General features: G+C 65.7%; 21 protein-coding genes. 10 read left to right on the forward strand and 11 right to left on the reverse strand.

Annotation, left to right across the window (positions count from 1 at the left end; all coding sequences use genetic code 11):
• The first annotated feature begins 84 nt into the window (after positions 1-84).
• From M3I53_RS22060 to M3I53_RS22075, 4 genes are all read left to right on the forward strand, one after another.
• Positions 85-894 (forward strand): SDR family oxidoreductase, encoded by an 810-nt coding sequence (locus M3I53_RS22060; protein WP_254317976.1) that lies wholly within the window; start codon positions 85-87, stop codon positions 892-894.
• 89 nt (positions 895-983) lie between these two features.
• Positions 984-1,634, forward strand: coding sequence for a TetR family transcriptional regulator (locus M3I53_RS38245; RefSeq protein WP_302057783.1), 651 nt, complete (start codon positions 984-986; stop codon positions 1,632-1,634).
• A 121-nt stretch (positions 1,635-1,755) separates the two neighbouring features.
• A complete protein-coding gene (locus M3I53_RS22070) occupies positions 1,756-2,667 on the forward strand; it encodes an aldo/keto reductase family oxidoreductase (RefSeq protein ID WP_302057784.1) in 912 nt (303 codons plus the stop codon).
• A gap of 151 nt (positions 2,668-2,818) precedes the next feature.
• Positions 2,819-3,730, forward strand: a complete 912-nt coding sequence (locus tag M3I53_RS22075; RefSeq protein ID WP_254317977.1) for a LysR family transcriptional regulator — start codon at positions 2,819-2,821, stop codon at positions 3,728-3,730.
• A 92-nt stretch (positions 3,731-3,822) separates the two neighbouring features.
• On the opposite strand, the gene M3I53_RS22080 is transcribed toward M3I53_RS22075, so the two are convergent.
• Positions 3,823-4,320 (reverse strand): GAF domain-containing protein, encoded by a 498-nt coding sequence (locus M3I53_RS22080; protein ID WP_254317978.1) that lies wholly within the window; start codon positions 4,318-4,320, stop codon positions 3,823-3,825.
• 253 nt (positions 4,321-4,573) lie between these two features.
• Here M3I53_RS22080 and M3I53_RS22085 point away from each other — a divergent pair, with 253 nt between their 5' ends.
• Complete coding sequence (locus M3I53_RS22085; RefSeq protein ID WP_254317979.1) at positions 4,574-5,653, forward strand: tartrate dehydrogenase; 1,080 nt, start codon at positions 4,574-4,576, stop codon at positions 5,651-5,653.
• Between the two features lie 16 nt (positions 5,654-5,669).
• Positions 5,670-6,632, forward strand: coding sequence for a LysR substrate-binding domain-containing protein (locus M3I53_RS22090; RefSeq protein ID WP_254317980.1), 963 nt, complete (start codon positions 5,670-5,672; stop codon positions 6,630-6,632).
• A gap of 18 nt (positions 6,633-6,650) precedes the next feature.
• Here M3I53_RS22090 and M3I53_RS22095 read toward each other — a convergent pair whose 3' ends face one another.
• Complete coding sequence (locus M3I53_RS22095; RefSeq protein WP_254317996.1) at positions 6,651-6,911, reverse strand: hypothetical protein; 261 nt, start codon at positions 6,909-6,911, stop codon at positions 6,651-6,653.
• Between the two features lie 179 nt (positions 6,912-7,090).
• Between M3I53_RS22095 and M3I53_RS22100 the strand changes: the two genes are divergently transcribed.
• Positions 7,091-7,708: an HAD family phosphatase gene (locus M3I53_RS22100; protein WP_254317981.1), complete on the forward strand. Its 618-nt coding sequence runs from the start codon at positions 7,091-7,093 to the stop codon at positions 7,706-7,708.
• Between the two features lie 67 nt (positions 7,709-7,775).
• Positions 7,776-8,435: a DUF4410 domain-containing protein gene (locus tag M3I53_RS22105; protein ID WP_254317982.1), complete on the forward strand. Its 660-nt coding sequence runs from the start codon at positions 7,776-7,778 to the stop codon at positions 8,433-8,435.
• Between the two features lie 15 nt (positions 8,436-8,450).
• On the opposite strand, the gene M3I53_RS22110 is transcribed toward M3I53_RS22105, so the two are convergent.
• The 5 genes from M3I53_RS22110 to M3I53_RS22130 form a co-directional block, all read right to left on the reverse strand.
• Positions 8,451-9,155, reverse strand: coding sequence for a glutathione S-transferase N-terminal domain-containing protein (locus M3I53_RS22110; RefSeq protein ID WP_254317983.1), 705 nt, complete (start codon positions 9,153-9,155; stop codon positions 8,451-8,453).
• Between the two features lie 149 nt (positions 9,156-9,304).
• The gene (locus M3I53_RS22115; RefSeq protein WP_254317984.1) at positions 9,305-9,616 is read right to left on the reverse strand and encodes a cupin; all 312 of its coding nucleotides are present in this window, start codon (positions 9,614-9,616) and stop codon (positions 9,305-9,307) included.
• A 46-nt stretch (positions 9,617-9,662) separates the two neighbouring features.
• Positions 9,663-10,436 carry a hypothetical protein gene (locus M3I53_RS22120; RefSeq protein ID WP_254317985.1) on the reverse strand — a complete coding sequence of 258 codons (774 nt, stop codon included), beginning with the start codon at positions 10,434-10,436 and terminating at the stop codon, positions 9,663-9,665.
• Positions 10,437-10,562: 126 nt separating this feature from the next.
• A complete protein-coding gene (locus M3I53_RS22125) occupies positions 10,563-11,285 on the reverse strand; it encodes a dienelactone hydrolase family protein (protein ID WP_254317986.1) in 723 nt (240 codons plus the stop codon).
• An 86-nt stretch (positions 11,286-11,371) separates the two neighbouring features.
• Entirely contained in the window at positions 11,372-11,791 is a 420-nt protein-coding gene (locus tag M3I53_RS22130; protein ID WP_254317987.1) for a secondary thiamine-phosphate synthase enzyme YjbQ, read from the reverse strand.
• Between the two features lie 181 nt (positions 11,792-11,972).
• Here M3I53_RS22130 and nfsB point away from each other — a divergent pair, with 181 nt between their 5' ends.
• Both nfsB and M3I53_RS22140 read left to right on the forward strand, forming a co-directional pair.
• On the forward strand, positions 11,973-12,623 hold the full coding sequence (gene nfsB, locus M3I53_RS22135; protein WP_254317988.1) for an oxygen-insensitive NAD(P)H nitroreductase: 651 nt from the start codon (positions 11,973-11,975) through the stop codon (positions 12,621-12,623).
• An 88-nt stretch (positions 12,624-12,711) separates the two neighbouring features.
• Positions 12,712-13,167: a PACE efflux transporter gene (locus M3I53_RS22140; protein ID WP_254317989.1), complete on the forward strand. Its 456-nt coding sequence runs from the start codon at positions 12,712-12,714 to the stop codon at positions 13,165-13,167.
• Positions 13,168-13,182: 15 nt separating this feature from the next.
• Here M3I53_RS22140 and M3I53_RS22145 read toward each other — a convergent pair whose 3' ends face one another.
• The 4 genes from M3I53_RS22145 to M3I53_RS22160 form a co-directional block, all read right to left on the reverse strand.
• Positions 13,183-14,766, reverse strand: a complete 1,584-nt coding sequence (locus M3I53_RS22145; RefSeq protein ID WP_254317997.1) for an efflux transporter outer membrane subunit — start codon at positions 14,764-14,766, stop codon at positions 13,183-13,185.
• A 32-nt stretch (positions 14,767-14,798) separates the two neighbouring features.
• Entirely contained in the window at positions 14,799-18,113 is a 3,315-nt protein-coding gene (locus tag M3I53_RS22150) for an efflux RND transporter permease subunit (RefSeq protein ID WP_254317990.1), read from the reverse strand.
• A complete protein-coding gene (locus M3I53_RS22155) occupies positions 18,110-21,256 on the reverse strand; it encodes an efflux RND transporter permease subunit (RefSeq protein WP_254317991.1) in 3,147 nt (1,048 codons plus the stop codon). Before M3I53_RS22155 ends, M3I53_RS22150 begins: the two co-directional genes overlap by 4 nt.
• 18 nt (positions 21,257-21,274) lie before the next feature.
• Positions 21,275-22,549: efflux RND transporter periplasmic adaptor subunit (locus tag M3I53_RS22160; RefSeq protein WP_254317992.1), on the reverse strand; the 1,275-nt coding region annotated here is incomplete at its 5' end.

A 22,549-nucleotide genomic window follows, 5' to 3' on the forward strand; every position in this document is an offset into this window, starting at 1 on the left:
ACGCCTTGCCACGGTTACTCGAGGATAGGGCGAGAGCGCAACTCGAAGGCGCACCCTGCGCCTGCCTGACATTGGCGTTTCGTTATGACTGAACCAGCAATTCATTACGACGGCTCTCGTAGGCAATCGGTGCTTGTGACGGGAGCCGGCCGGCGAATCGGTCGCTCCCTCGCTTTTGGCTTTGCCAAGCGAGGATGGGACGTTGCCTTGCACTATCACCAGTCGAAGCGCGAAGCGCAAGAGGTTGTCGATCAGATCGCGGCGCGAGGCGGAAGCGCAATTTCCCTTTGCGCGGATCTTTCGAACGAGCAACAGGTGAGGCAGCTTGTGCCCGCTTGTGTGCAAGCATTCGGACGACTCGATTGCGTCCTGAATTGCGCCTCGCGGTTTGAGGAGGATACGGCACAGACCTTTACTTACGATCTCCTGCTGGCGCTCATGAAGATCAACGTCGCTGCGCCGCTGGCTTTGGCGCGCGGACTCTACGACGCGATACCGGACTGTGCAGTTGCCGACGAGGCGCGGCGCGGCGTCGTTGTCAACGTTCTGGACCAGAAGCTTTACAACATGAATCCAGACTACCTCTCTTATACCTTGACGAAAGCAGCGCTGGCGAATGCAACGATAGCGCTTGCACAGGCGCTAGCGCCGAAGGTCAGAGTGGTCGGATTGGCTCCAGGACTTACGCTTGTCTCGGGTGATCAAACGCAAGAGCAGTTTGAGACGGCTCACCGAATGACCCCGCTTCGGCGCGGCTCGCGGCTCGAAGACATCGTCGATGCAGCTGTCTATCTTGCCGAGGCCCGCGGAGTGACAGGGACGACCTTGGTCGTCGACGGAGGTCAACATCTTGTATCTAGCCAGCGCGACGTGATGTTCGCGAAATTTGAGTAGGCGCGCGGGACAAGGCCTCACATCTCGCGGCGAAGAGGACGGATAGCGGCGCAGCGCGACCAGAGAACGCGTAGAAGACCGGAGGGGAGATGATGAAGCGAAAAGTACAGGGACTCGTAACACGCGAAAAGATCCTCGACAGCGCGGAGATTTTATTTTTCGAGCGTGGCGTTAGCTCTACGTCTCTTGAAGACATCGCTCACGCGGCTGGTATGACCAGAGGCGCAATCTATGGTCACTTTTCAAACAAATGGGCGCTCGTGACGGCTTTGTTCGAACGATCAGCTTTGCCTCTGGACCCCTTCACAATTCCGCCTGAGAAGTCGAATGGGGCAACGCTTGGCGCTTTGCGCTCAAAACTTGAAAGAAGATTGGCCGACGTCCTTCATTCCGGTACGCGACGGCGTCTGTACTCCATCGCATTCTCCACAGCAAGATCTGAAGGAGATACCGTTTGTTCTACATCGACGTTGGGGGAAGCTGCGCGTATCGCGCAGTCATCTATCGAGTCTGCGTTAAGGCTCGCCGTGGCGGATCGCGAGGGCACTGATCACGTTGACTACGCCGTGGAAGCGATATACATACACTCACTATTGACGGGTTGCTTTCACCTGAGTTTGCTCATGCCTTCGCATCAGGGCGCAGAGCAAGCCCTTGCGTCGGCTGTTGTCGGAAGGGCGCTTTCGACCCTGCTCAGGCTCCCGCGCCATGAAGAGCTTCGAGCTATCAGGTTCAACTGAGCGTCCCCTTTGACCGTCATGTGATTGTGCGAAATTTCGAACAACCCGTGCGAATCTGATGGGATTATCCAACAGCGCGGCAGCGCCCATACTGGCGCCATCCGTTCATGAGGAGCACGACATGCCGCAGCTGACCGACCATTCCCCCGCCCAGACCGCACAACGGGCACAACCCGCGCGCACGTTTGCATTCGCGGGCCGCACCGTCAACCGTATGGGCTACGGCGCCATGCAACTTGCCGGCCCCGGCGTATTCGGGCCGCCGAAGGACCGCGCGGCTGCCGTGGCTGTGCTGCGCGAAGCGCTCGCACTCGGCGTGAACCATCTCGACACGAGCGACTTCTATGGCCCGCACGTGACCAACCAGATCATCCGCGAGGCGCTCCATCCTTATGCCGACGATCTCACGATCGTCACCAAGGTGGGCGCGGTGCGCGACGGCACGGGTGCCTGGTTGCCCGCGCTGGAGCCCGCCGACATCGAGCGCGCCGTGCACGACAATCTGCGCAATCTTGGGCTCGACACGCTCGACGTGGTCAATCTGCGCATCATGGGCGACGTCCACAAGCCCGCCGAAGGCCCCGTCGAAAGGCAAATGGAAGCGCTCGCCGCTCTGCGCGAGCGCGGGCTCGTGCGCCACATCGGCATCTCCAACGCGACGGCGAAGCAGATCGACGATGCGGCAAAGATCGCACCGATAGTCTGCGTGCAGAACCACTACAACCTCGTGCACCGCGACGACGATGCGCTGGTCGACGCGCTGGTCGAAAAGGGCGTCGCCTACGTGCCGTTCTTCCCGCTTGGCGGTTTCACGCCGATCCAGTCTTCCGCGCTGCTGGACATAGCCCGGTCGCTCGGCGCGACGCCGATGGCCGTCGCGCTCGCGTGGCTGCTGCACCGCGCGCCGAACATCCTTTTGATTCCGGGTACGTCGTCGGTGACGCATCTCCGCGAGAACATGAGCGCGCAGACACTCGCGCTCTCCGCGGAAGTGCTGGCGCAACTCGACGCGATTGGCAAAGTGCAGAAGTGAGCGGCCATACGTCTTTGATGTCGTAGATAGTTTTGGCGTACTCCTCGGTTGACGAATGTCCGCAATATGGGCACCCTCGAATTGTCCGATAATCTCATCTGATCAGAGCAGTCTGTGCGGGAAATCGAACAGTGTTGGGTGAACCATGCCGATGGAAATGAACGATCTGGCGGCTTTCGTTTCGGTGGCGCGCGCGGGCGGCTTTCGCGATGCGTCGCGCGTGGGCGGCGTTTCGGCGTCGAGCCTGAGTGCCGCGGTGCGCAGGCTGGAGGCGAAGTTGGGGCTGCGCCTGTTGAACCGCACCACGCGCAGCGTCGCGCCGACCGAGGCGGGGCAGCGTCTGCTCGAATCGATCACGCCGCTTTTCAGCGAGATGGAAGCGGCGCTCGACGTGCTCAACGGCTACCGCGAAAAGCCGGCGGGCACGCTCAAGCTCAACGTGCCCGCGAGCGCGGCGCGCACCATCCTGCCGGGCGTGCTCGCGCCGTTCCAACGTGCCTATCCCGAGATTCGCGTCGAGGTCGTAGTAGAGGACGGCTTCGTCGACGTGCTGCAGATCGGCTGCGACGCAGGGGTCCGCTACGACGAGCGGCTGGAGCAGGACATGATCGCGATTCCCATCGGCCCGCGGGTGGAGCGCTTCGCGGCGGTCGCCTCTCCCGCGTATCTCGCGGCGCGCGGGCGGCCTGAACATCCGCGCGAATTGCTCGACCACGCTTGCCTGCGCGTGCAGTTCGCGGGCGGCGCGATGCCGCTCTGGCAATTCGAGCGCGACGGCGAGGTGCTGCGCCTCGACCCGCCCACGGTGCTCGTGGTGCGTCCCGGCGCGGCACTTGACCTGCTGATCAACATGGCGCTTGACGGCGTCGGCGTCGTGTATCTGTTCGAAGAGATGTTGCTGCCGCATATCCGAAGCGGCGCGCTCGTGCGCTTGCTCGACGACTGGGATGTGTCCTTTCCGGGGCCGTTTCTCTACTACCCTGGGCGGCGGCACCTGCCGGCGCCGCTGCGCGCGTTCGTTGACTTCGTCAAGGCGAATGCGCAAGACGATTCGGCATCCTGAGGACGTGTCGAGCGATTCAGGTCGCCCACTCGGGATCATGCGGCGTTTCTCCTTCGTCCGCGATCCACGGCACGTCGTGCGCCTAACGACGCCTAACGACGCTTCATGCCGTACTCGATAAACGTGCGGCACAGCAATTCCATGCCTTTCGCGTCCTCATCGTCGAAGCGCGCGAGATGCGGGCTGTCCACGTCCCACACGCCGATCAGCTCCCCGTCCGGCGTGACGAGGGGCACGACGATTTCCGACTGCGAGGCCGAATCGCACGCGATGTGGCCCGCGAACGCGTGCACGTTGGGCACCACCTGCGTTTGCCGCGTGGCCGCCGCCGTGCCGCATACGCCCTTGCCCAGCGGAATTCGTACGCACGCCGGTTTGCCCTGGAACGGCCCGACCACGAGTTCGGTGCCGTCGAACGAATAAAAGCCCGCCCAGTTCAGGCCTTCGAGCGAATGAAACACGAGCGAAGCGAAGTTCGCTGCGTTCGCGATGACGTCGGTTTCGCCTTCGATCAGCGAGCGCGCCTGCGCGGCCAGCGATTCGTAGAGGGCGGGTTTGTCTGAGGGAAGGGTGTCGGAAAGCGAGAACATAAGTCGGTCGATCTGGATATGCGCCGTTTCAGCGAAAGGCGCGGTGGGGCCAACCGAGAGTGTAGGCGAGATCGGGCATCGGCAGGAAATCGCCGGGTGCTGAATATGGCGCATCCATGGACCGTAGCGCGCCCTCGTGCGATTATTCACGTTTCGTGTTGAATCTATCCACGCCTGCGGGGCTGGTCGCCGGCGGGTTTTCAGGCATGCTGGCGCATCAGGACAGAATCGACACAGAAACGGAGAACGCGACATGAGCAAGACATTCAGAATCGCCGCCATTGCCGGCGACGGTATCGGCCAGGAAGTGATGCCCGAGGGCGTGCGCGTCGTCGAGGCGGCGGCCGCGAAGTTCGGCCTGAAGCTCGAAATCACCCATTTCGACTGGGCGAGCTGCGACTACTACCTGCAGCACGGCAAGATGATGCCGGACGACTGGTTCGCCACGCTCAAGGGTTTCGATGCAATCTATTTCGGCGCGGTCGGCTGGCCCGACAAGGTGCCCGATCACATTTCCCTGTGGGGCTCGCTCCTGAAGTTCCGCCGCGAGTTCGACCAGTACGTGAACCTGCGCCCGGTGCGTCTGCTGCCCGGCGTGCCGTGTCCGCTCGCCAACCGCAAGCCCGGCGACATCGACTTTCTCGTGGTGCGCGAGAACACCGAGGGCGAGTACAGCTCGGTGGGCGGCAAGATGTTCGAAGGCACCGAGCGCGAGTTCGTGTTGCAGGAGTCGGTGTTCACCCGACACGGCGTGGACCGCATTCTCAAGTACGCGTTCGAACTCGCGAACGAGCGCGGACGCAAGAAACTCACGGCGGCCACGAAGTCGAACGGCATCTCGATCAGCATGCCGTACTGGGACGAGCGCGTGGCCGCAATGGGCGAGGCGTATCCCGACGTGAAGTGGGACAAGCAGCACATCGATATTCTGTGCGCGCGTTTCGTGCTCCAGCCCGACCGCTTCGACGTGGTCGTCGCGTCGAACCTCTTCGGTGACATTCTTTCGGATCTCGGCCCCGCGTGCACGGGCACGATCGGCCTCGCGGCTTCGGCGAACCTGAATCCCGAGCGCAAGTTTCCCTCGCTGTTCGAGCCGGTGCATGGCTCCGCGCCCGACATCTTCGGCAAGAAGATCGCCAACCCCATCGCGATGATCTGGTCGGGCGCGATGATGCTCGACTTCCTCGGCAACGGCGACGCGCAATACAAGGCTGCGCACGACGCGATCATGCAGGCCATCGAGAAGGTGCTGGTGGAAGGCCCGCGCACGCCGGACATGGGCGGCACGGCGAACACGACCGAGCTGGGCGAAGCGGTAGCCGCCGCGCTGTGACGCCGCGGTGACGCCCATGCCAGACGCACCGAAAGCGCCGAAATCCGCCGCGTCGCCGGAGCTCGACGACTTGCGCGTGTTCTGCATGGTCGCGCGCAAGGCGAGCTTCACCGCGGCGGCCGAAGCGCTTGCGGCGTCGCCGGCCTATGTCAGCAAGCGCGTGGGCGTGCTCGAGGCGCGCCTCGGCACGCGCCTGTTGCACCGCTCGACGCGGCGCGTCGCGATGACCGAGGCCGGCGAGCGCGTCTATGCCTCCGCGGGCAAGATCCTCGACGACGTCGAGCGGCTCGTGGACGACGTCTCCACCACGCGGCGCATTCCGCGCGGCACGCTGCGCGTGTCGAGCAGCTTCGGCTTTGGCCGCAACTTCGTCGCGCCCGCGCTCGCCGGGCTTTCCGAGCGTTACCCGCAACTGAGCGTGCGCCTCGAGCTGTTCGACCGGCTCGTCGATGTGGCGGGCGAGGGGTTCGACCTCGACGTGCGTATCGGCGACGAGATCGCCGGCCATCTGATCGCGCGGCGTCTCGCGACGAACTATCGCGTGCTCTGCGCCGCGCCCGCGTATCTCGCGCGGCGCGGCGCGCCACAGGAGGTCGCCGATCTCGCCGAACACGCGTGTCTCGCGATCAAGGAGCGCGATCATCCGTTCGGCGTATGGCGCCTGAACACGCATGGGGAAACGGTCTCGGTGAAGGTGGCGGGGCCGCTCTCGACCAATCACGGTGAAGTGGCCGTGCAGTGGGCGCTGGCGGGCCGCGGCATCGTGCTGCGCTCGATGTGGGACGTCGCGCCGTTGCTGGAGAGCGGGCGCCTGCAGCGCGTGCTGCCCGGCGTGACGCAGCCGGCCAATGTCTGGGCCGTGTACCCGGCGCGCCTCGCGCAGTCCGCGAAAGTGCGCGTGTGCGTGAATCATCTGGAGGAAACGTTCGCGCGCATCGGCATTGCCGCGCCTGCAAACGAGGAAGAGAGCGGGCGCTAGCCCGCTTCGGCGGGTGCCTTACTCGCCTTCGGGGAGATCGAGCGCCTTGCGCTCGCGTCGTTCCTCGTTGCCTCGCCTCGCGCGCTGGCGCTGGCGGGAAAGCGCGGTGATGATCTCGCCGGTGGTGGCGTCGGCGGGGATTTCGTTGCGGATCACGTTCGCGACCATCGGCAGCCCCTTGCGCTGGCGGTGCAGCGCCTGCGCGATCGCCTGGCGGCACGCTGCCCCGTGGCAATCCCATTCGTCGCGCAGTTTTCCGCAATAACGGCAGGTGTCCATGCATCCCAGTTTACCCAAAATCGATTGACGGTTTAGGGGCGCGATCAGCGCAGCGCCGCGCGCGTGCCACTCGTGCGCCGCCTCGCGCGGCACGGCGGTATGATCGGCTGCGGACTTAGCGGCGCCGCGATGGGATCGCAGTGTGATCGCAGTGGACTTTAGCGTGGCGGGAGCGGCAGATGGCGGCGATCGGCGTAGTCCTGTTCGACATGGAAGGCGTGCTGTCCCACTACGATCGCGACGCGCGCGTGGCGAGCCTCGCGGCCGCCACCGGCGCGCCGCCCGCCACGGTGCGTCACGCGATCTGGGGCTCGGGTCTCGAAGCGCGCGCCGACGCGGGCGAGCTCGACCCCGACGCTTATCTGCGCGCCCTCGGCGCGATGCTCGGATGCGAGGTGGGCCGCGATACGTGGCTCGCTGCGCGGCGCGCTTCGATTACGCCGAACGAGGCGGCGCTCGCGCTGGCGCAACGTGTGGCCGCGCGCTGCCGCATCGCCGTTCTGACCAACAACTGCTCGCTCGTAACGCATCACCTTGACTATCTGAATCCGCCCGTTGCGCGGCTTTTCGGTTCACAGGTCTACTCGTCGGCGACGTTCGGCGCGGTCAAGCCGGCCGCGCAGACCTATCTTGGCTGCGTTGCACAGCTCGGTGTGCAGCCCCGGGAAACGCTCTTCGTCGACGACAGCGAAGCGAACGTCACGGGCGCGCTCGACGCGGGCTTGCAGGCGTGCCACTTCGTCGAAACCGAATCGCTCGCGAGTGACCTGGCGCGGCTCGGGCTGATCGACGGTTGATGGTCGTGCCGCACGGGCGGCCACGGCTTGAATGGATGGATGGCTGGCGAACGTATGGGAGCGTGCGATGAAGATGCAATGGATCTGGAAGCGGCTCGCGACGCTCTGCCTGTGCGCGTTCGCGCAGCTCGCCGCGGCTCAACAACCGGGCGCGCCGCTCGTCTACGTGACGGACTTCGAACTCGACGCGGCCAACGTCAAGCAGGATTCGAATCCAGTGGAGAATGCGCGCGAGCACATGGGCGGCTTGCTGCCACGACCGCTGTTGCGTCACCGCGACCCGCAGCAGCAGGCCGATCAGGTCGTCACGAAAATGGCCGATGCGCTGGTGAACGATCTGCGCGAGAAGGGCCTCGACGCGCGCCGCCTGCCCAGCGGCGCGCCGCTGCCCGCGCAGGGCTGGCTGGTGCGCGGCGTCTTCCTGAGCGTGGACGAAGGCAACAGTATGCGGCGCGCGGTGGTGGGTTTCGGCTCGGGCGCGAGCCAGATCGAGCTGGCGGTGGCCGTGGACAACCTGGCCACCCAGGCGCCGCAGCCGCTTTATCAGGTGATCGACAGCCAGTCGAGCCACGCGAAGCCGGGCGCCGGCGCGGCGATCGCGCTCAATCCGTATGTGGCGGCGGCCAAATTCGTGCTCGCGCGCGCCGACGACCGTAAGAACGTGGACCGCGCGGCGGCCGAAGTGGCCGACTCGGTCGCGGCGCGCGTGAAAGCGGCGCCGCAATGACGCCGCGGGCGCGCCTTAGCCGCGCGGCGGAATGTTGAGCCCGCGCTCGACCGCCGGACGCGTGACGAATGCCCCGAGTACGCGCGCGACGTTTTTGAAATCGGCGTAACCCACGAGGTCGCCGGCCTCGTAGAAGCCAGCAAGGTTGCGCACCCAACCAAACGTGGCGATGTCGGCGATGGTGTACTCGTCGCCCATGATCCACTTGCGCCCCTCGAGGCGCTGGTCGAGCACGGCGAGCAGGCGCCGGGACTCGGCGACGTAGCGGTCGCGCGGACGCTTGTCCTCGTACTCCTTGCCCGCGAACTTGTGGAAGAAGCCCACCTGGCCGAACATCGGCCCGATGCCGCCCATCTGGAACATGACCCACTGGATCGTCTCGTAGCGCGCCGCGCCTTCGCGGGCGAGGAAGCGGCCGCACTTGTCGGCGAGATAGATGAGGATCGCGCCCGATTCGAACAGCGCGAGCGGCTCGCCGCCCGGGCCGTTCGGATCGAGGATCGCGGGAATCTTGTTGTTGGGATTCAGCGAGAGGAATTCCGGCGACATCTGGTCGTTCGCGTCGAAGCGCACGAGATGCGGCTCATAAGGCAGGCCGCTTTCCTCGAGCATGATCGAGACCTTGACGCCATTGGGCGTGGGCAGCGAATAGAGCTGGATGCGCTCGGGGTGAAGCGCCGGCCACTTGCGGGTGATGGGAAAGGCGGAAAGGTCGTTCATGCGGGGTCCTTGAAGGCCTTCAGCGGCGCGGCGCTTGCCGTGCAAGGCGCGCCGCGGCCTTATTCAGAGGCGGGAGTGGAGTCAGGCCGCCAAGTTTAGTGGAAATGGCGCGCGCCGTCTTTTCGCCGCAAGGCGCGGATTACACGCTGCTACACGCTGCCTTCGCGCTCGACCACGAGAATGCGCGCCTCGCCGCGCGGATGGGCGACATGCTCGCAGCCCACGCCCGCAAAGAACACGTCGCCGGCTTCGAGCACCACAACATGCTCCGCGCCGTCTTCGCGATAATGCATGTCGACCACGCCGTCGAGCACGGCGAACACTTCCTCGCCGTCATTGATGTGCCATTTGTACGGCTGGTCGGTCCAGTGCAGGCGCACGGTAGTGCCGTTCATGCTGGCGATGTCGAGCGCGCCCCAGGGGCGGGTGGCGGTGAAGGCTTTCGAGCGGATGACTTTCATGGCTGTACGGGCTTGGACGTGATCGTGCGGCGCCTTGGAGCGGGGTTCAGGGATTGGCAGGCATGGATTGCGCAAGACTCATCAGATTGAGCGGCGCGACGCGAATGAGGCCGCCGCGCGGGCTGTCGATATCGGCGATGAGCGTGAGCGACAGCGTCACCGTGATGGGCAGGATGAGCAGCAGCACCCGCCGGCCGACCTGGCCGTGCGCGCCGTAGCCCTGCATGAGGTTGCTGAAGATGGCGATGCTGATCATCAGTACCCACGCGGCGACGGGAATGCGGTTGATCCATGCGGCTTGTGTGTAGCCCTGGGTGTTGATGACGTCGTTCATGCCGGCCACCACGAGCGCCATCACCGGATTCGGCTGCGCCTTCGCGGGATCGCGCACACTTGCCCAGAGCTGCGTCTGTAGCCCGGCGGTGTCGCGGTTGATCTGCTCGAGTGCGCCGGGCTCGTGCACGACATAGAAGCGGATGCGCGCCTGAAGGTAGCGCGCAAGCAGCGCCTTGGTCTGGGCAGCCGGCTCGCCGCCAAGCAGTTCGGCGCGCAGATACTCCGTGCCGATCGCGTTGGCTTCCTCTTCCTCCAGGTTCTTGCGCTGGTCGTAGCGGCTCACGGCCATCGAGAGCGTGAAGCCGATCAGGAGCGCAAGCAGCGTGAGCGTCGCGCCCTGCACGATCTTGTAGTTCTCGCGCGCCTCCTCGGCGAGCGGGAAGTAGCGGTGCAGCACGTTTGCGCCGAGGGCGGCGGCAAGCGGCAGCACCAGGATCAGCACGATGAACAAAAGCGCGGGGCGCTGGAGGATGAGCGGCGTCATGGAGTCTCCGCGAAAAGCGTGAGAGGGACGAAGGCGCTGCAATGCAAATCGGCGTCGCCCGCGCGAGGCGGGGCGACGCCGATTCTACGACAGTTCCGCGCGGCGGCGCGGGCCGCTGCCGGCGCTTCAGCGCGCCGCGCGCTGCGGCCACATCGTGCGGCCCCAGAACGTCAGCGAGCGGTCCCACGCGAGCTGCGCCCAGACCGGGTCGTACTGCGTGATGGGGATGCGGGTCGGGCCCACGGCGGTCTCGTTCGCAAACGCGTGATGGGCCAGATAGCGATGGAATTCGACGTCGACGCTGGCGCCCTTGAGCTTCGTTTCGAGTTCCGCCACGGTTTCGATGCTGAACGCCTGGTCCTGGGTCGCGAAGTGGCCGAGGATGGGCGCGGTGATCTTGCTCGCGTCGATGTATTCGAGCGGCGGGAAGCCGTACCACACCACGGCGCTCGAAAGGCCCGGCACCATGGTCGCCGCGAGCAGCGTGAGCGCGCCGCCCATGCAGTAGCCCGTCACGCCCACGCGGTCCGTGAGCGTCTTCAGGTAATTGACCGCGCCGTACACGTCTTGCGAGGCCGCGTCCGCGAAGTCGAGGCCCGTCATCAGATGGTGGGCCTCTTCCTGTTCGACGGTGCTCTTGCCGCGATAGAGGTCGGGCACGAGCGCGAGGTAGCCCGCCTGCGCGAGCCGGTCGGCCACGCCGCGGATCTGGTCGTTCAAGCCCCACCATTCCTGGATCACGACGATGGCAGGCGCGCCGTCGGTTTTTTCCGGTTTGGCGAGATAACCCTGGAGCGACTGGCCGTCAGGGCGGGTGAAGGAAATCATGGATCCGGCGGACTGTTTCATTGGGGGCAACCCTCGGTGAGTCGGTTGAACGAAAGACGCAAGCATAGCGCTTGCGTAGGGGATTTGCGTGTGCGCGCCTGAGCTGCTCATTCGCCGATCAAATGCAGCACGATATCGCGCGTGTGCGCCGCGCGCCGATGCTCGAACACATAGATGCCCTGCCACGTGCCCAGCAAGGGATTGCCGTGCTCCACCGGGATGCAGAGCTGCGTGTGCGTGAGCGCCGTGCGCAAATGCGCGGGCATGTCGTCGGGGCCTTCGGTGTCGTGCTCGTAGCGCTGCGGATCTTCGGGCGCGAGCTGCTCGAAATAGCGTTCGATATCGCGGCGCACCGAAGGATCGGCGTTCTCCTGGATGACGAGCGACGCCGAGGTGTGGCGGCAAAAGAGGGTGAGCAAGCCGGTGGCGATGCGCTGTTCGCGCACGAACGCGCGCACCTCATCGCTGATCTCGACGAGCCCGCGCGTGCGCGTGCTCACGGGCAGATGATGGATGGCCTGGCGCATGATCGGTCTCCTTGCGGGCGGCGGCGCGTGGCTGCTGAGCCGTCGCGGCGATTTCAGCCTTAAAGCATAGCGCAGGCGCGACGGGCGCGCATACCGCCCCCGCGGCCGGCGCACGATGCTGGTACGATGTCGGCCTTGCCGGCTATTGCCCCGGCCGACCGCATACGAAGGAGAAAGCCGCTTGAACCTCACCCGCTTCGCGAAAGCCCGCCACGCCACCAAGGCGTTCGATCCCGCCCGCAAGATTCCCGCCGCGGTCATCGACGAACTCAAGGAGCTGATCCGCTTCAGCCCGTCGTCGGTAAACTCGCAGCCGTGGCATTTCGTGGTGGCCGAAAGCGAGGCTGCGCGTGCCCGCATCGCCAAGGGTATGGAAGGTTTCGCTTACAACGAGCCGAAGGTCACGCGCGCCTCGCACGTGGTGGTTCTGTGCGTGCGCACCGACATGGACGAGGCGCACCTCGCCCAGGTGCTCGCGCAGGAAGAGGCGGACGGCCGCTTCGCCAATGCCGAGGCGAAGGCGGGTCAGGAAAAGACGCGCTCGTTCTATGTGAACCTGCATCGCGAGCGCAACGACCTGCCGGCGTGGCTGGAGAAGCAGGCGTATCTCGCGCTCGGCACGCTGCTGATCGGTGCGTCGACGCTCGAAATCGACGCCTGCCCGATGGAAGGCTTCGACGCAAAAGCGCTCGACGAGGAACTGGGCCTGCGCGAGCAGGGCCTCACCGCGCTGGTGGTGGTCGGTCTCGGCTACCGCAGCGCCGACGACTTCAACGCGAAGCTGCCGAAGTCGCGTTTGTCCGCGGCTTCGGTATTCACCGATCTCGGTTGATTCGCGCAGGGTTTCGCCGCGTTCGCAGCAGGCGCGGCGACGCAGGCGGCCCCAAGCTACGCGGGAGCCGCATCAGGAGCATGGGTCCATGCAGGGCATCAAACGCCGGATCGTGTACGTCACGCTGTTCGAGGGCATCGCGATCCTGATCACCAGCACGAGCTTTGCCTCGCTCTCGGGCAGCGGCATGGGCCGCGCGGGCGCGGCGGCGGTGTTTTCATCGCTGATCGCGGTGGGCTGGAACTTCGTCTACAACCTGCTGTTCGAGCGCTGGGAAGCGCGCCAGACGAAACGCGGTCGCAGCTTCGCGCGCCGCATTGCGCATGCGGTCGGCTTCGAGGGCGGGCTCCTGCTGTTCCTCGTGCCGATGATCGCGCTCACCCTGCACGTGACGTTGATGGAGGCGTTCGCGATGGATATCGGCCTCTCGATGTTCTTTCTCGTCTACAACTACGTCTATAACGTGATCTTCGATGCCGTGTTCGGCCTGCCGGCCTCGGCCATGCCGGTGATGACCGCTTCGGAACGGGAGCCGCGCGCGTAGCGCGGGTTCTCCCGGTCAGGGGCTCGCAGCGGCACCCTGCGTCCTGCTCGCTTCCACGTTCGCCGCACCGCTTGCGCTCGCGGCCGCCGCCGCGGCGTCGGAAGCCGGCGACACCGCCCGCGCCGGGTGCTGCGCATCGTGCAGCTGCCCTGACCAGCCCCCGCCCAGGTCGCCGATCAGCGAAGCCGTATCGAGCAGCCGCTGCTGATGCACGTTGAGCGCGCTCTGCTGATTGGTCACCTGGGTAGCCAGCGCCGTGGCGACCGTCGTGTAGTCCACGGTGCCCGCCTCGTATTCGTTTTGCGCGATCTGGGCGCCACGGATGGCGTCGCGCACGGCGGCGTCGAGCACGTCGGCCTGCTGCGCGAGGATGCGCAGCCCCGAGAGATCGTTCTCCACCCCCTGGAACGCCGTCAGCACCGTACCGCGATAGTTCGCCACCGCCGCGTCGTAGCTCGCGCGCGCGGCCGCCACCTGGCCGCTGCGCTGGCCGCCGTCGAAGATCGTCTGGGTCGCGCTCGCGCCGAGCGACCACACATAGTTGCTCATGTGCAGCAGGCCCGAAAGCGGCGACTGCGTGAAGCCGTCGAGCGCGGTGAGCGAGATCGTCGGATAGTACGCGGCCACCGCTACGCCGATCGCCGCGTTGGCCGACGCCATCTGACGTTCGGCGGTCGCAATGTCGGGCCGCCGCTGCAGCAGCGTGGAGGGCACGCCGGCAGGAATGGTGGGCAGCGCGGGAAGCTGCGCGCTGTGCGGGATATCGACCTCTTCGGGGTTGCGGCCCACGAGCACCGCGATGGCGTGCTCGTATTGCGCGCGCGCCACGCCCAGGGCGATCAGGCTCGCGCGCGCGGATTCGAGCTGCGTGCGCGCCGATATCACGTCGGACGGCGGCACGGTGCCCGCCTGGTCCTGGTTGGCCACCACGCGCAGGAAGTCCGAGTACGCCTGCACGGTGTGCGTGAGCAGGTCGATATCGGCATCGGTGATGCGCAGATCGATCACGGCGTTCGCCAGTGCGATTTGTTCGGATAACGTAGCGTTTGCCAGCGTCGCTTCGCTTGCCTGCGCCGTGGCCGACTGTTCCTCGATCTGGCGGCGCACCTGGCCCCAGAGGTCGATGTCCCAGCTCGCGTTCGCTTCGAGCGTGCCGCCGTTGACGATGCGCGCGCCGCTCGGCGTGGACGTGATGCTGCTCACGCTGCTGAGCGTGCCGGTGGAGGAGCGCTCGCGCGCGAGCGAGCCGGTGATGCCGATGGTCGGAAAGAGGCTCGCACGCGCGACGCGCACTTCGGCGAGCGCTTCCTGGTAGTTCGCGTAGCTCTGCCGCACGGTCTGGTTCGAGACCTGGACGAGCGGTTCCAGTTCGTCGAGCAGGGGGTCCTGGAAGGCGGTCCACCAGTCGCCCTTGGGTCCCTGGGCGGCTTCGGGCTCGGCCTGGGTCCAGCCGGGCAGCTCTTTCCACGTGGCGGGCACAGTGACCTGCGGGCGGTGGTAGTCCGGTCCGACCATGCAGCCCGCGAGCAGCAGCACGGCGGTGAGGGGCGCGAGCGGCAGCGCGCGGGTGGCGGCGCGATCGGCGGCGCAGATAAGCATTCGCATGAGCGATGGATTAAGGCGAGTCTTCATCATGATGCGCTCTCATCGGCCTGGCGATTCCACGGCAGGCGCGCGGCCCAGCGCGCGAGGCGTGCGCGCAGGCGGTCGAGGAACAGGTAAATCACCGGCGTGGTGTACAGGGTAAAGATCTGGCTCAGCAGCAGGCCGCCCATCACCGTCACGCCGAGCGGCTGGCGCAGCGAAGCGCCCTGGCCGATGCCGATGGCGAGCGGCAGCGCGCCGAGCACGGCCGCGAAGGTCGTCATCATGATCGGGCGCAGGCGCACCACGGCGGCTTCGTGAATCGCGCGGCGCGCCTCCATGCCCTCGTTGCGCTGCAACTGGATGGCGACGTCGACCATCATGATGCCGTTCTTCTTCACGATGCCGATGAGCAGGATGATGCCGATCATCGCGATCACCGAAAACGGCGTACCGAAGATCAGCATGGCGAGAATCGCGCCAATGCCGGCCGAAGGCAGCGTGGAGAGGATCGTGAGCGGATGGATGGTGTTTTCGTATAGCACGCCCAGCACGATATAGACCACGGCGAGCGCGGCGAGAATCAGCAGCGGCACGACGCTCATCGATTGCGCGTAGGCCTGCGCCGCGCCCGCGAATGCCCCGTGGATCGAGGCCGGCATGCCGATGTCGCGCTCGGCCTGATCGATGATCGTGCCGGCCTCGGAAAGCGAGCCGCCCTTGGGCAGATTGAACGAAATCGTGCCCGCCACTTCGGTGCCCTGGTGATTGACCTGGGTGGCCGTATGGCGCGTTTTCCAGTCCATGAGGGCCATGAGCGGCACCATGGTTTCGGCTGCCGTGCTGTCCGCGCTGCCGCTGGAGCTGCCGCCCTTGCTGTTGGCGATCGCGTTGTTCTGCTGGTTGGCCACCGCGTTGGCGTTGCGCTCGTTGGTGTTGCCGTTCGCCGTGTTGGCCGTGGTCACCGCCGTGAAGGGCGTGACGCCCGAGATGACGCTCGACGGCATCTGCGTTTGCGCGGCGCCGCTGGCATTGCCCGCTGCCGTGCTCAACCAGATATCCTGGAACGACTGCGGAAACTGCCAGTACTGCGGCGCCACTTCCATTACGACGAAGTACTGGTTGATCGCGTTGTAGATGGTCGAAACGGTGCGCTGGCCGAAGGCGTCGTAGAGCACGTTGTCCACCTGGTTCGGGTCGAACGCGTAGCGCCTGGCGGTCGTGCGCTGCACCGTCATGTAGGCCTCCAGACCATTCTGCTGCAGGTCCGAGTTCACATCCGACATCTGGCCGTGGTGCTTGTTCAGCTCGTCCACGAGGCGCGGCACCCAGGTGAAGAGGGCGTCGGCGTCGTCGCTCGTGAGCGTGTACTGATACTCTGCTGCCGACTGCCGCCCGCCGATCTGCAGGTCCTGCTGGGCCTGCATGAAAAGCCGTGCGCCCGAAACCGCATTGAGCCTGGGACGCAGGCGGTTCACGACCTCGGTGGCCGTCAGGCGACGTTCGTTGAGCGGCTTCAGCTCGACGAACACGGTGGCCGAATTGAGCGCGCGCCCGCCCGTGAAGCCCGCCACCGATTGCACCGCCGGATCGGCCTTCACGATGGCTTGCAACTGCGCGAGCTTCTTCTCCATCGCCGTGAACGAAATGCTCTGGTCCGCGATAATCTGCCCGATCAGAATGCCGGTGTCCTGCTCGGGGAAGAACGTGCCGGAAAGCAGCCGCGCGAGAAACACATTGCCGACCAGCAGTGCGAACAGGATGAAGATCGTGAGCCGCGCATGATCGAGCGCGACGTCGAGCGTGCGCGAGTAGAACTGCTTGAAGCGCTCGAACTGCGCGTCGATCCACACGGCGCCGCGCGAGGGCTTCTTGTGCAGCGCCTCGCGCTTGAGCACGTAGGCGCACATGGTGGGCGTGACGGTGAGCGAGATCACGAGCGAGATGAGGATCGCGATGGAGAGCGTCATCGCGAACTCGTGAAAGAGCAGGCCCACGATGCCGGGCATGAGCAGAATGGGCAGGAACACGGCGATGAGCGAAAGGCTCATGGAAAGCACCGTGAAACCCACTTCGCCCGCGCCTTTGAGCGCGGCTTCCTTCGGCTCCATGCCGGCCTCGATGTGGCGCACGATGTTCTCCAGCACCACCACGGCGTCGTCCACCACGAAGCCCGTGCCGATGGTGAGCGCCATGAGCGAGAGATTATCGATACTGTAGCCGAGCAGGTACATGGGCCCGAACGTGCCCACGATGGAAAGCGGCAGCGCCACGGCGGGGATGAGCGTGGCGCGCGACGAGAGCAGGAACACGAACACCACGCCGATCACGAGCAGCACGGCGATGAAGAGCGTGCGCTCGGTGTCGGCCACGGAGGCGCGCACGGACTCGGAGCGGTCGATCGCCACGTCCACCTTGATCGTGGCAGGCAGCGCGGCCTCGATGGAGGGCAGGCGCGCGCGGATCTGCTGCACCGTCTTCACGACGTTGCTGCCCGGCATCGGGTAGACGATCACGAGCACGGACGACTTGCCGTTGTAGAGGCCCGCGTTGCGGATGTTTTCGTTGGAGTCGATGACGGATGCCACGTCGCGCAGGAACACGGGCGAGCCGTTGCGATAGGCGATCACCACGTCGCGAAACGGCGCGGCCTTGCTGATCTGGTCGTTCGACGTCACCGTGTAGCGCTGGTTGCCCTGGTCGATATGGCCTTTCGCGCTGTTCGCGTTGGCGGCGCCAATCGACGCGCGCACGTCTTCGAGGCCGATGCCGTAGCTATTGAGCTTGCCCGGCTCCAGCTCCACGCGCACCGAGGGCAGTGCGCCGCCGCCCAGCGTGATCTGTCCCACGCCGTCCACCTGCGAGAGCTGCTGCTGGATGACCGAGTCCGCGGAATCGTAGAGCTGCGCCTTTGTGAGCGTGTCCGAGGTGAGCGCGAGCACCATGATCGGCGCGCTCGCGGGGTTGTACTGGCGGTAGGTTGGGTTGCTGCGCAGCGTGGTCGGCAGGTCGGCGCGCGCGGCCTGAATGGCCGCTTCCACGTCGCGCGCTGCGCCGTTGATGTCGCGGTTCAGGCCGAACACCACCACGATGAGCGACGAGCCCGTATTGCTGATCGACGTGAGCTGACTGACATCCGCGATGGTGCCGAGCCGGCGCTCGAGCGGTTCGGCCACGGTGGACGCCATGATATCCGGGCTCGCGCCGGCCATGTTGGCCTGCACCACGATCACCGGGTAGGCGATGTTGGGCAGCGGCGCGACCGGCAGCCGGAAGAAGGCGAGCGTCCCCGAAATGAGAATCGCGATCGCGAGGAGTGAGGTCGCGACCGGCCGCCGGATGAAGAGCGCCGAGAGGTTCACGGCGTGCCTTCGGGCGCCGGTGGCGCGCCGGTGCCGGAACCGCCGTCCGCGTGGCCCTCAGGCTTGCGTTTGCGGCCAAAGCGTTCGGCCACGCGGTCGAAGAGCAGGTAGATCACGGGCGTCGTGAACAGCGTGAGCATCTGCGAAAGCGTGAGCCCGCCGATGATCGCAAGACCCAACGGGCGGCGCAGCTCCGAGCCCGTGCCGCTGCCGAGCAGCATGGGCAGCGCGCCGAGCATGGCCGCGAGCGTGGTCATGAGAATCGGCCGGAAACGCAGCAGCGACGCTTCGAAAATCGCCTCGCGCGGCGGCTTGCCCTGCACGCGTTCGGCTTCGAGCGCGAAGTCCACCATCATGATGGCGTTCTTCTTGACGATGCCGATCAGCAGCACGATGCCGATAATGCCGATCACGTCGAGGTCCTTGCCCGCGATCATCAGCGCGAGCAGCGCGCCAATGCCGGCCGAAGGCAGCGTCGAAAGAATCGTGACCGGGTGCACATAGCTCTCGTACAGCACGCCCAGCACGATATACACGGCCACGAGCGCCGCGATCAGCAGATACACCTCGCTCGCAAGCGAATCCTCGAACGCCTGCGCCGCGCCCTGGAACGACGAGGTGATCGAGGGCGGCAAGTTCACGGCGGCCTCGGCTTTGCGCACGTCGCGCACGGCGGCGGAGAGCGACGCGCCATCGGCGAGATTGAACGAGATCGTGACCGAAGGGAACTGCGCGAGGTGGCTGATCATGAGCGGCGAGCGCGTGATGCTGATTTTCGCAATGCCCTTGAGCGGCACCTGGCCTTCGCTGCTCGTCTGGCTCGGCAGATAGAGGTCGCCGAGCGATTCGACCGTGGGCAGCGCCTCGGGCTTCGCCACCAGAATCACGCGGTACTGGTCCGACTGCTGGAAGATCGTCGAGACGATGCGCTGGCCCAGCGCATCGTAGAGCGCGTTGTCGATGGTCGCCGCCGTGATGCCGTAGCGCGCCGCGAGCTGGCGGTTCACTTCGACGTTCACGGAAAGGCCATCCGTGTTGAGGTCGCTCGTCACGTCGCGGATCGACGGGATCTGCTTCATGCGCTCGATTAGCGCGGGCACGTACTGGTCGAACGCCTCCTGGCTCGGTCCTCGCAGCACGAAGTTGTACTGGTTGCGCGAGACCGTGGTGTCGAGCGTGAGGTCCTGCTCGGGCTGGATGTAGAGGCGCACGCCCGCGACCTTCGCGACCGACTGCTGAATGCGCCGCCCGATTTCGTCGGCGCTTTCGGAGCGGTCGTCGTGCGGTTTCAGGTTGATGAGGAAGCGCCCGTTGTTGAGCGTGTTGTTGATGCCGTCGATGCCCACGTACGAAGTGAGCGAAACGACATCGGGGTCCTTGAGGATTTCCTCGGCCAGTGCGGACTGGCGCCGCACCATCGCCTGGTAGGAGATGGAGTTGTCGGCCACGCTGATGCCTTGCAGCACGCCCACGTCCTGCACCGGGAACAGGCCTTTCGGAATCACGACGTAAAGCAACCCGGTGAGCACCACCGTCACCACGAACACGACCAGCGTGAGCGTCTGGTGGTCGAGCACCCAGCGCAGGCCGCGCTCGTAGGCGTTGAGCGTCTTGTTGAAAAGCCCTTCGCTGATGCGCTCGAAGCGGCTCGGGTGACGCTCGGCCTGGGCGCGCAGGATGCGCGCGCACATCATCGGCACGACGGTGAGCGAGACCACGGCGGACAGCACGATGGTCACTGCGAGCGTGACGGCGAATTCGCTGAAGAGACGTCCGATCACGCCGCCCATGAAGAGCAGCGGAATCAGCACGGCGATGAGCGAGATTGTCAGCGAAAGAATCGTGAAGCCGATCTGGCCTGCGCCTTTTAGCGCCGCCTGCAAGGGTTTGTCGCCTTCCTCGAGGTAACGCACGATGTTTTCGATCATCACGATCGAGTCGTCCACCACGAAGCCCGTGGCGATGATGAGCGCCATAAGCGAGAGGTTGTCGATCGAATAGCCCAGCTCGTACATGATCGCGAGCGTGCCGATCAGCGAGACCGGCACTGAGATGCTCGGAATGATGGTCGCGGGCAGATTGCGCAGGAACACGAAGATCACGGCCACCACGAGCGCCACGGCGAGCACGAGTTCGAAGGCCGCGTCGCTCACCGAAGCGCGGATCACGCCCACGCTGTTCGACACCACCGTGACCTGCATGCCCGCGGGCAGCGCCGCTTCGAGTTGCGGCAGCTGCCGCATGATCTGGTTGACGGTGGCGATGACGTTCGCGCCAGGCTGGCGCTGCACGTTCAGCACGATGGCGGGCGCCTTGTTGTACCAGGCGCCGCGCTCTACGTCCTGCGCGGCCGTGGACACGCGCGCCACGTCGCGCATGAACACGGGCGAGCCGTTCTCATAGGCGATGACCGTGTCTTCGTAGTCCTTCGGGTCCGAGATCTGGTCGTTCGAATTGATCGTGTAGTTCAGTTCCGGGCCGTCGAAGTTGCCCTTCGGGTTGCTCACGTTGACGTTGGCGAGCAGCGTGCGCAGGTCGTCGAGATTCAGGCCGTAGGCGGCGAGCTTCTGCGGGTCGGCTTCGACGCGCACGGCGGGCACGTTGCCGCCCGCCGTGGTGACGAGGCCCACGCCCGGCACTTCCGAAATTTTTGTGGCGAGGCGGTTGTTGGCCGCGTCCTGCAACTGCGTGAGCGACATCGACTTCGACGTGACCGCGAGCGTGAGGATGGGCTGGTCGGCCGGGTTCACCTTGGCGTAGGTCGGCGGCGCGGGCAGGCCGCTCGGCAGGAAGCTGTTGGCCGCGTTGATGGCCTGCTGGACGTTCTGCTCGGCCACGTCGAGGCTCAGCGAGAGGTCGAACTGCAGCGTGATGACCGAGGCGCCCTCGGAGCTGTACGAGATCATCTGCTGCAGGCCCGGGATTTCGCCGAGCTGCACTTCGAGCGGCGCCGTGACCGTGGTCGCCATCACGTTCGGGCTCGCGCCCGGATAGAAGGTCTGCACCTGGATGGTGGGATAGTCCACCGCGGGCAGCGAGGAAACCGGCAGGAACTTCATTGCGACGAGGCCGATCAGCACCATCGCGATCATCAGGAGCGAAGTCGCGACCGGCCGCAGGATGAAGAGACGCGAAATATTCATCGGCGCTGGGTCCGGGGCTTAACCCGCTTGCGAGGCCGCGGCGCTCGCGTCGGAGGCGTTCGGCGCCGTGGCGCCGGGTTCGCTGGCCGCGCCCGGGGCGCTGCCATGGTGCGGTGCGCTCGCCGCGCCCGCGTGGGTAGCGACCCTCGGCCCAGCGGGCTGGATCTTCGCGCCGTCGTTGAGGCGGTCGAGTCCGTCGGTCACGACATGCTGACCCTGCTGCAGGCCCGCGGAGATCACCGTGTAGCGGCCGTCGCTCGGGCCGAGCGTGACCTTGTGGACCGACACGGTGTTGTCGGCGTTCACGAGGTAGACGTAGTCGCCGGGCGCTCCGGTCTGCACGGCGGGCGTCGGCACGAGTACGGCGTTCTGCAGCGTGTCGACGAGCAGCCTCACGTTGACGAACTCGTTGGGAAAGAGCGCCTCGTTGTCGTTGGGCACGCTCGCGCGCAGCGTGACCGTACCGGTGGCCGTGGCCATTTGGTTGCTGAGCGCGAAGAGCGTGCCGGTGGCGATCTGGCGGGTGTTGTCGCTGCTGAAGACGGTAATCGGCAGTTTCGCGCCGGCGTTGACGCGCTCGAGCACGCTGCCCAGGGAGGTTTGCGGGATGGCGAACTGCACAGTGGTGGGCTTGATGGTCGTGATGACGGCAATGCCCGTGGAGCTGGACGAAGTCACATAGTTGCCCGGATCGACGAGCCGCAGACCCACGCGTCCCGACACCGGCGCCGTGATGCGGCAATAGATCAGATCGAGCTCGAACAGCCTGACGTTGGCCTTGTCGGCCTGCACCGCGGCTTCATACTGCTTGACGAGGAACTGCTGGTCGCTGTAGGTCTGCGCGGCGATCGACTGTTTCGCGTTCAACTGCGTATAACGCGCGAGGTCGGCGCGCGCCTGCGCCAGCAAGGCCTGGTCCTTGGCGAGCTGCGCGAGCGCCTGCTCCTTGCTGATCTCGTACTGGCGCGGGTCGATCTGGGCGAGGAACTGCCCCTTCACGACGTCCTGGCCTTCCTTGTAGCCCACCTCGGTGAGGTAGCCGCTGATTTGCGGCAGAACCGTGACAGTCGCGATCGGCGTGACGGTGCCGAGCGCGTTGAGCGTCACGGGCATGGGCCCGAGCGTGGCGGCGGCCACGGTGACGACCTGCGGCGCGGCGCCGTGCTCCGTCTTCTTGTTGCGCATGATGTGCACGATCACGAGCACGAGCACGATCAGCACGATCACCAAAATGGCGAGAATGAGCGGGCCGGGCCGGCGGCGCTTCGGCGCCTGCGGGGGCGGTGCGGGCGG

The organism is Paraburkholderia sp. CNPSo 3272, from assembly GCF_024206495.1.
In the GTDB taxonomy this organism is placed as follows: Bacteria; Pseudomonadota; Gammaproteobacteria; order Burkholderiales; family Burkholderiaceae; genus Paraburkholderia.

Coding starts and splice junctions, on each gene's coding strand:
- M3I53_RS22060 (WP_254317976.1), top strand. CDS start 85: ATGACTGAACCAGCAATTCATTACGACGGCTCTCGTAGGCAATCGGTG.
- M3I53_RS38245 (WP_302057783.1), top strand. CDS start 984: ATGATGAAGCGAAAAGTACAGGGACTCGTAACACGCGAAAAGATCCTC.
- M3I53_RS22070 (WP_302057784.1), top strand. CDS start 1,756: ATGCCGCAGCTGACCGACCATTCCCCCGCCCAGACCGCACAACGGGCA.
- M3I53_RS22075 (WP_254317977.1), top strand. CDS start 2,819: ATGGAAATGAACGATCTGGCGGCTTTCGTTTCGGTGGCGCGCGCGGGC.
- M3I53_RS22080 (WP_254317978.1), bottom strand. CDS start 4,320: ATGTTCTCGCTTTCCGACACCCTTCCCTCAGACAAACCCGCCCTCTAC.
- M3I53_RS22085 (WP_254317979.1), top strand. CDS start 4,574: ATGAGCAAGACATTCAGAATCGCCGCCATTGCCGGCGACGGTATCGGC.
- M3I53_RS22090 (WP_254317980.1), top strand. CDS start 5,670: ATGCCAGACGCACCGAAAGCGCCGAAATCCGCCGCGTCGCCGGAGCTC.
- M3I53_RS22095 (WP_254317996.1), bottom strand. CDS start 6,911: ATGGACACCTGCCGTTATTGCGGAAAACTGCGCGACGAATGGGATTGC.
- M3I53_RS22100 (WP_254317981.1), top strand. CDS start 7,091: ATGGCGGCGATCGGCGTAGTCCTGTTCGACATGGAAGGCGTGCTGTCC.
- M3I53_RS22105 (WP_254317982.1), top strand. CDS start 7,776: ATGAAGATGCAATGGATCTGGAAGCGGCTCGCGACGCTCTGCCTGTGC.
- M3I53_RS22110 (WP_254317983.1), bottom strand. CDS start 9,155: ATGAACGACCTTTCCGCCTTTCCCATCACCCGCAAGTGGCCGGCGCTT.
- M3I53_RS22115 (WP_254317984.1), bottom strand. CDS start 9,616: ATGAAAGTCATCCGCTCGAAAGCCTTCACCGCCACCCGCCCCTGGGGC.
- M3I53_RS22120 (WP_254317985.1), bottom strand. CDS start 10,436: ATGACGCCGCTCATCCTCCAGCGCCCCGCGCTTTTGTTCATCGTGCTG.
- M3I53_RS22125 (WP_254317986.1), bottom strand. CDS start 11,285: ATGAAACAGTCCGCCGGATCCATGATTTCCTTCACCCGCCCTGACGGC.
- M3I53_RS22130 (WP_254317987.1), bottom strand. CDS start 11,791: ATGCGCCAGGCCATCCATCATCTGCCCGTGAGCACGCGCACGCGCGGG.
- M3I53_RS22140 (WP_254317989.1), top strand. CDS start 12,712: ATGCAGGGCATCAAACGCCGGATCGTGTACGTCACGCTGTTCGAGGGC.
- M3I53_RS22145 (WP_254317997.1), bottom strand. CDS start 14,766: ATGCTTATCTGCGCCGCCGATCGCGCCGCCACCCGCGCGCTGCCGCTC.
- M3I53_RS22155 (WP_254317991.1), bottom strand. CDS start 21,256: ATGAATATTTCGCGTCTCTTCATCCTGCGGCCGGTCGCGACTTCGCTC.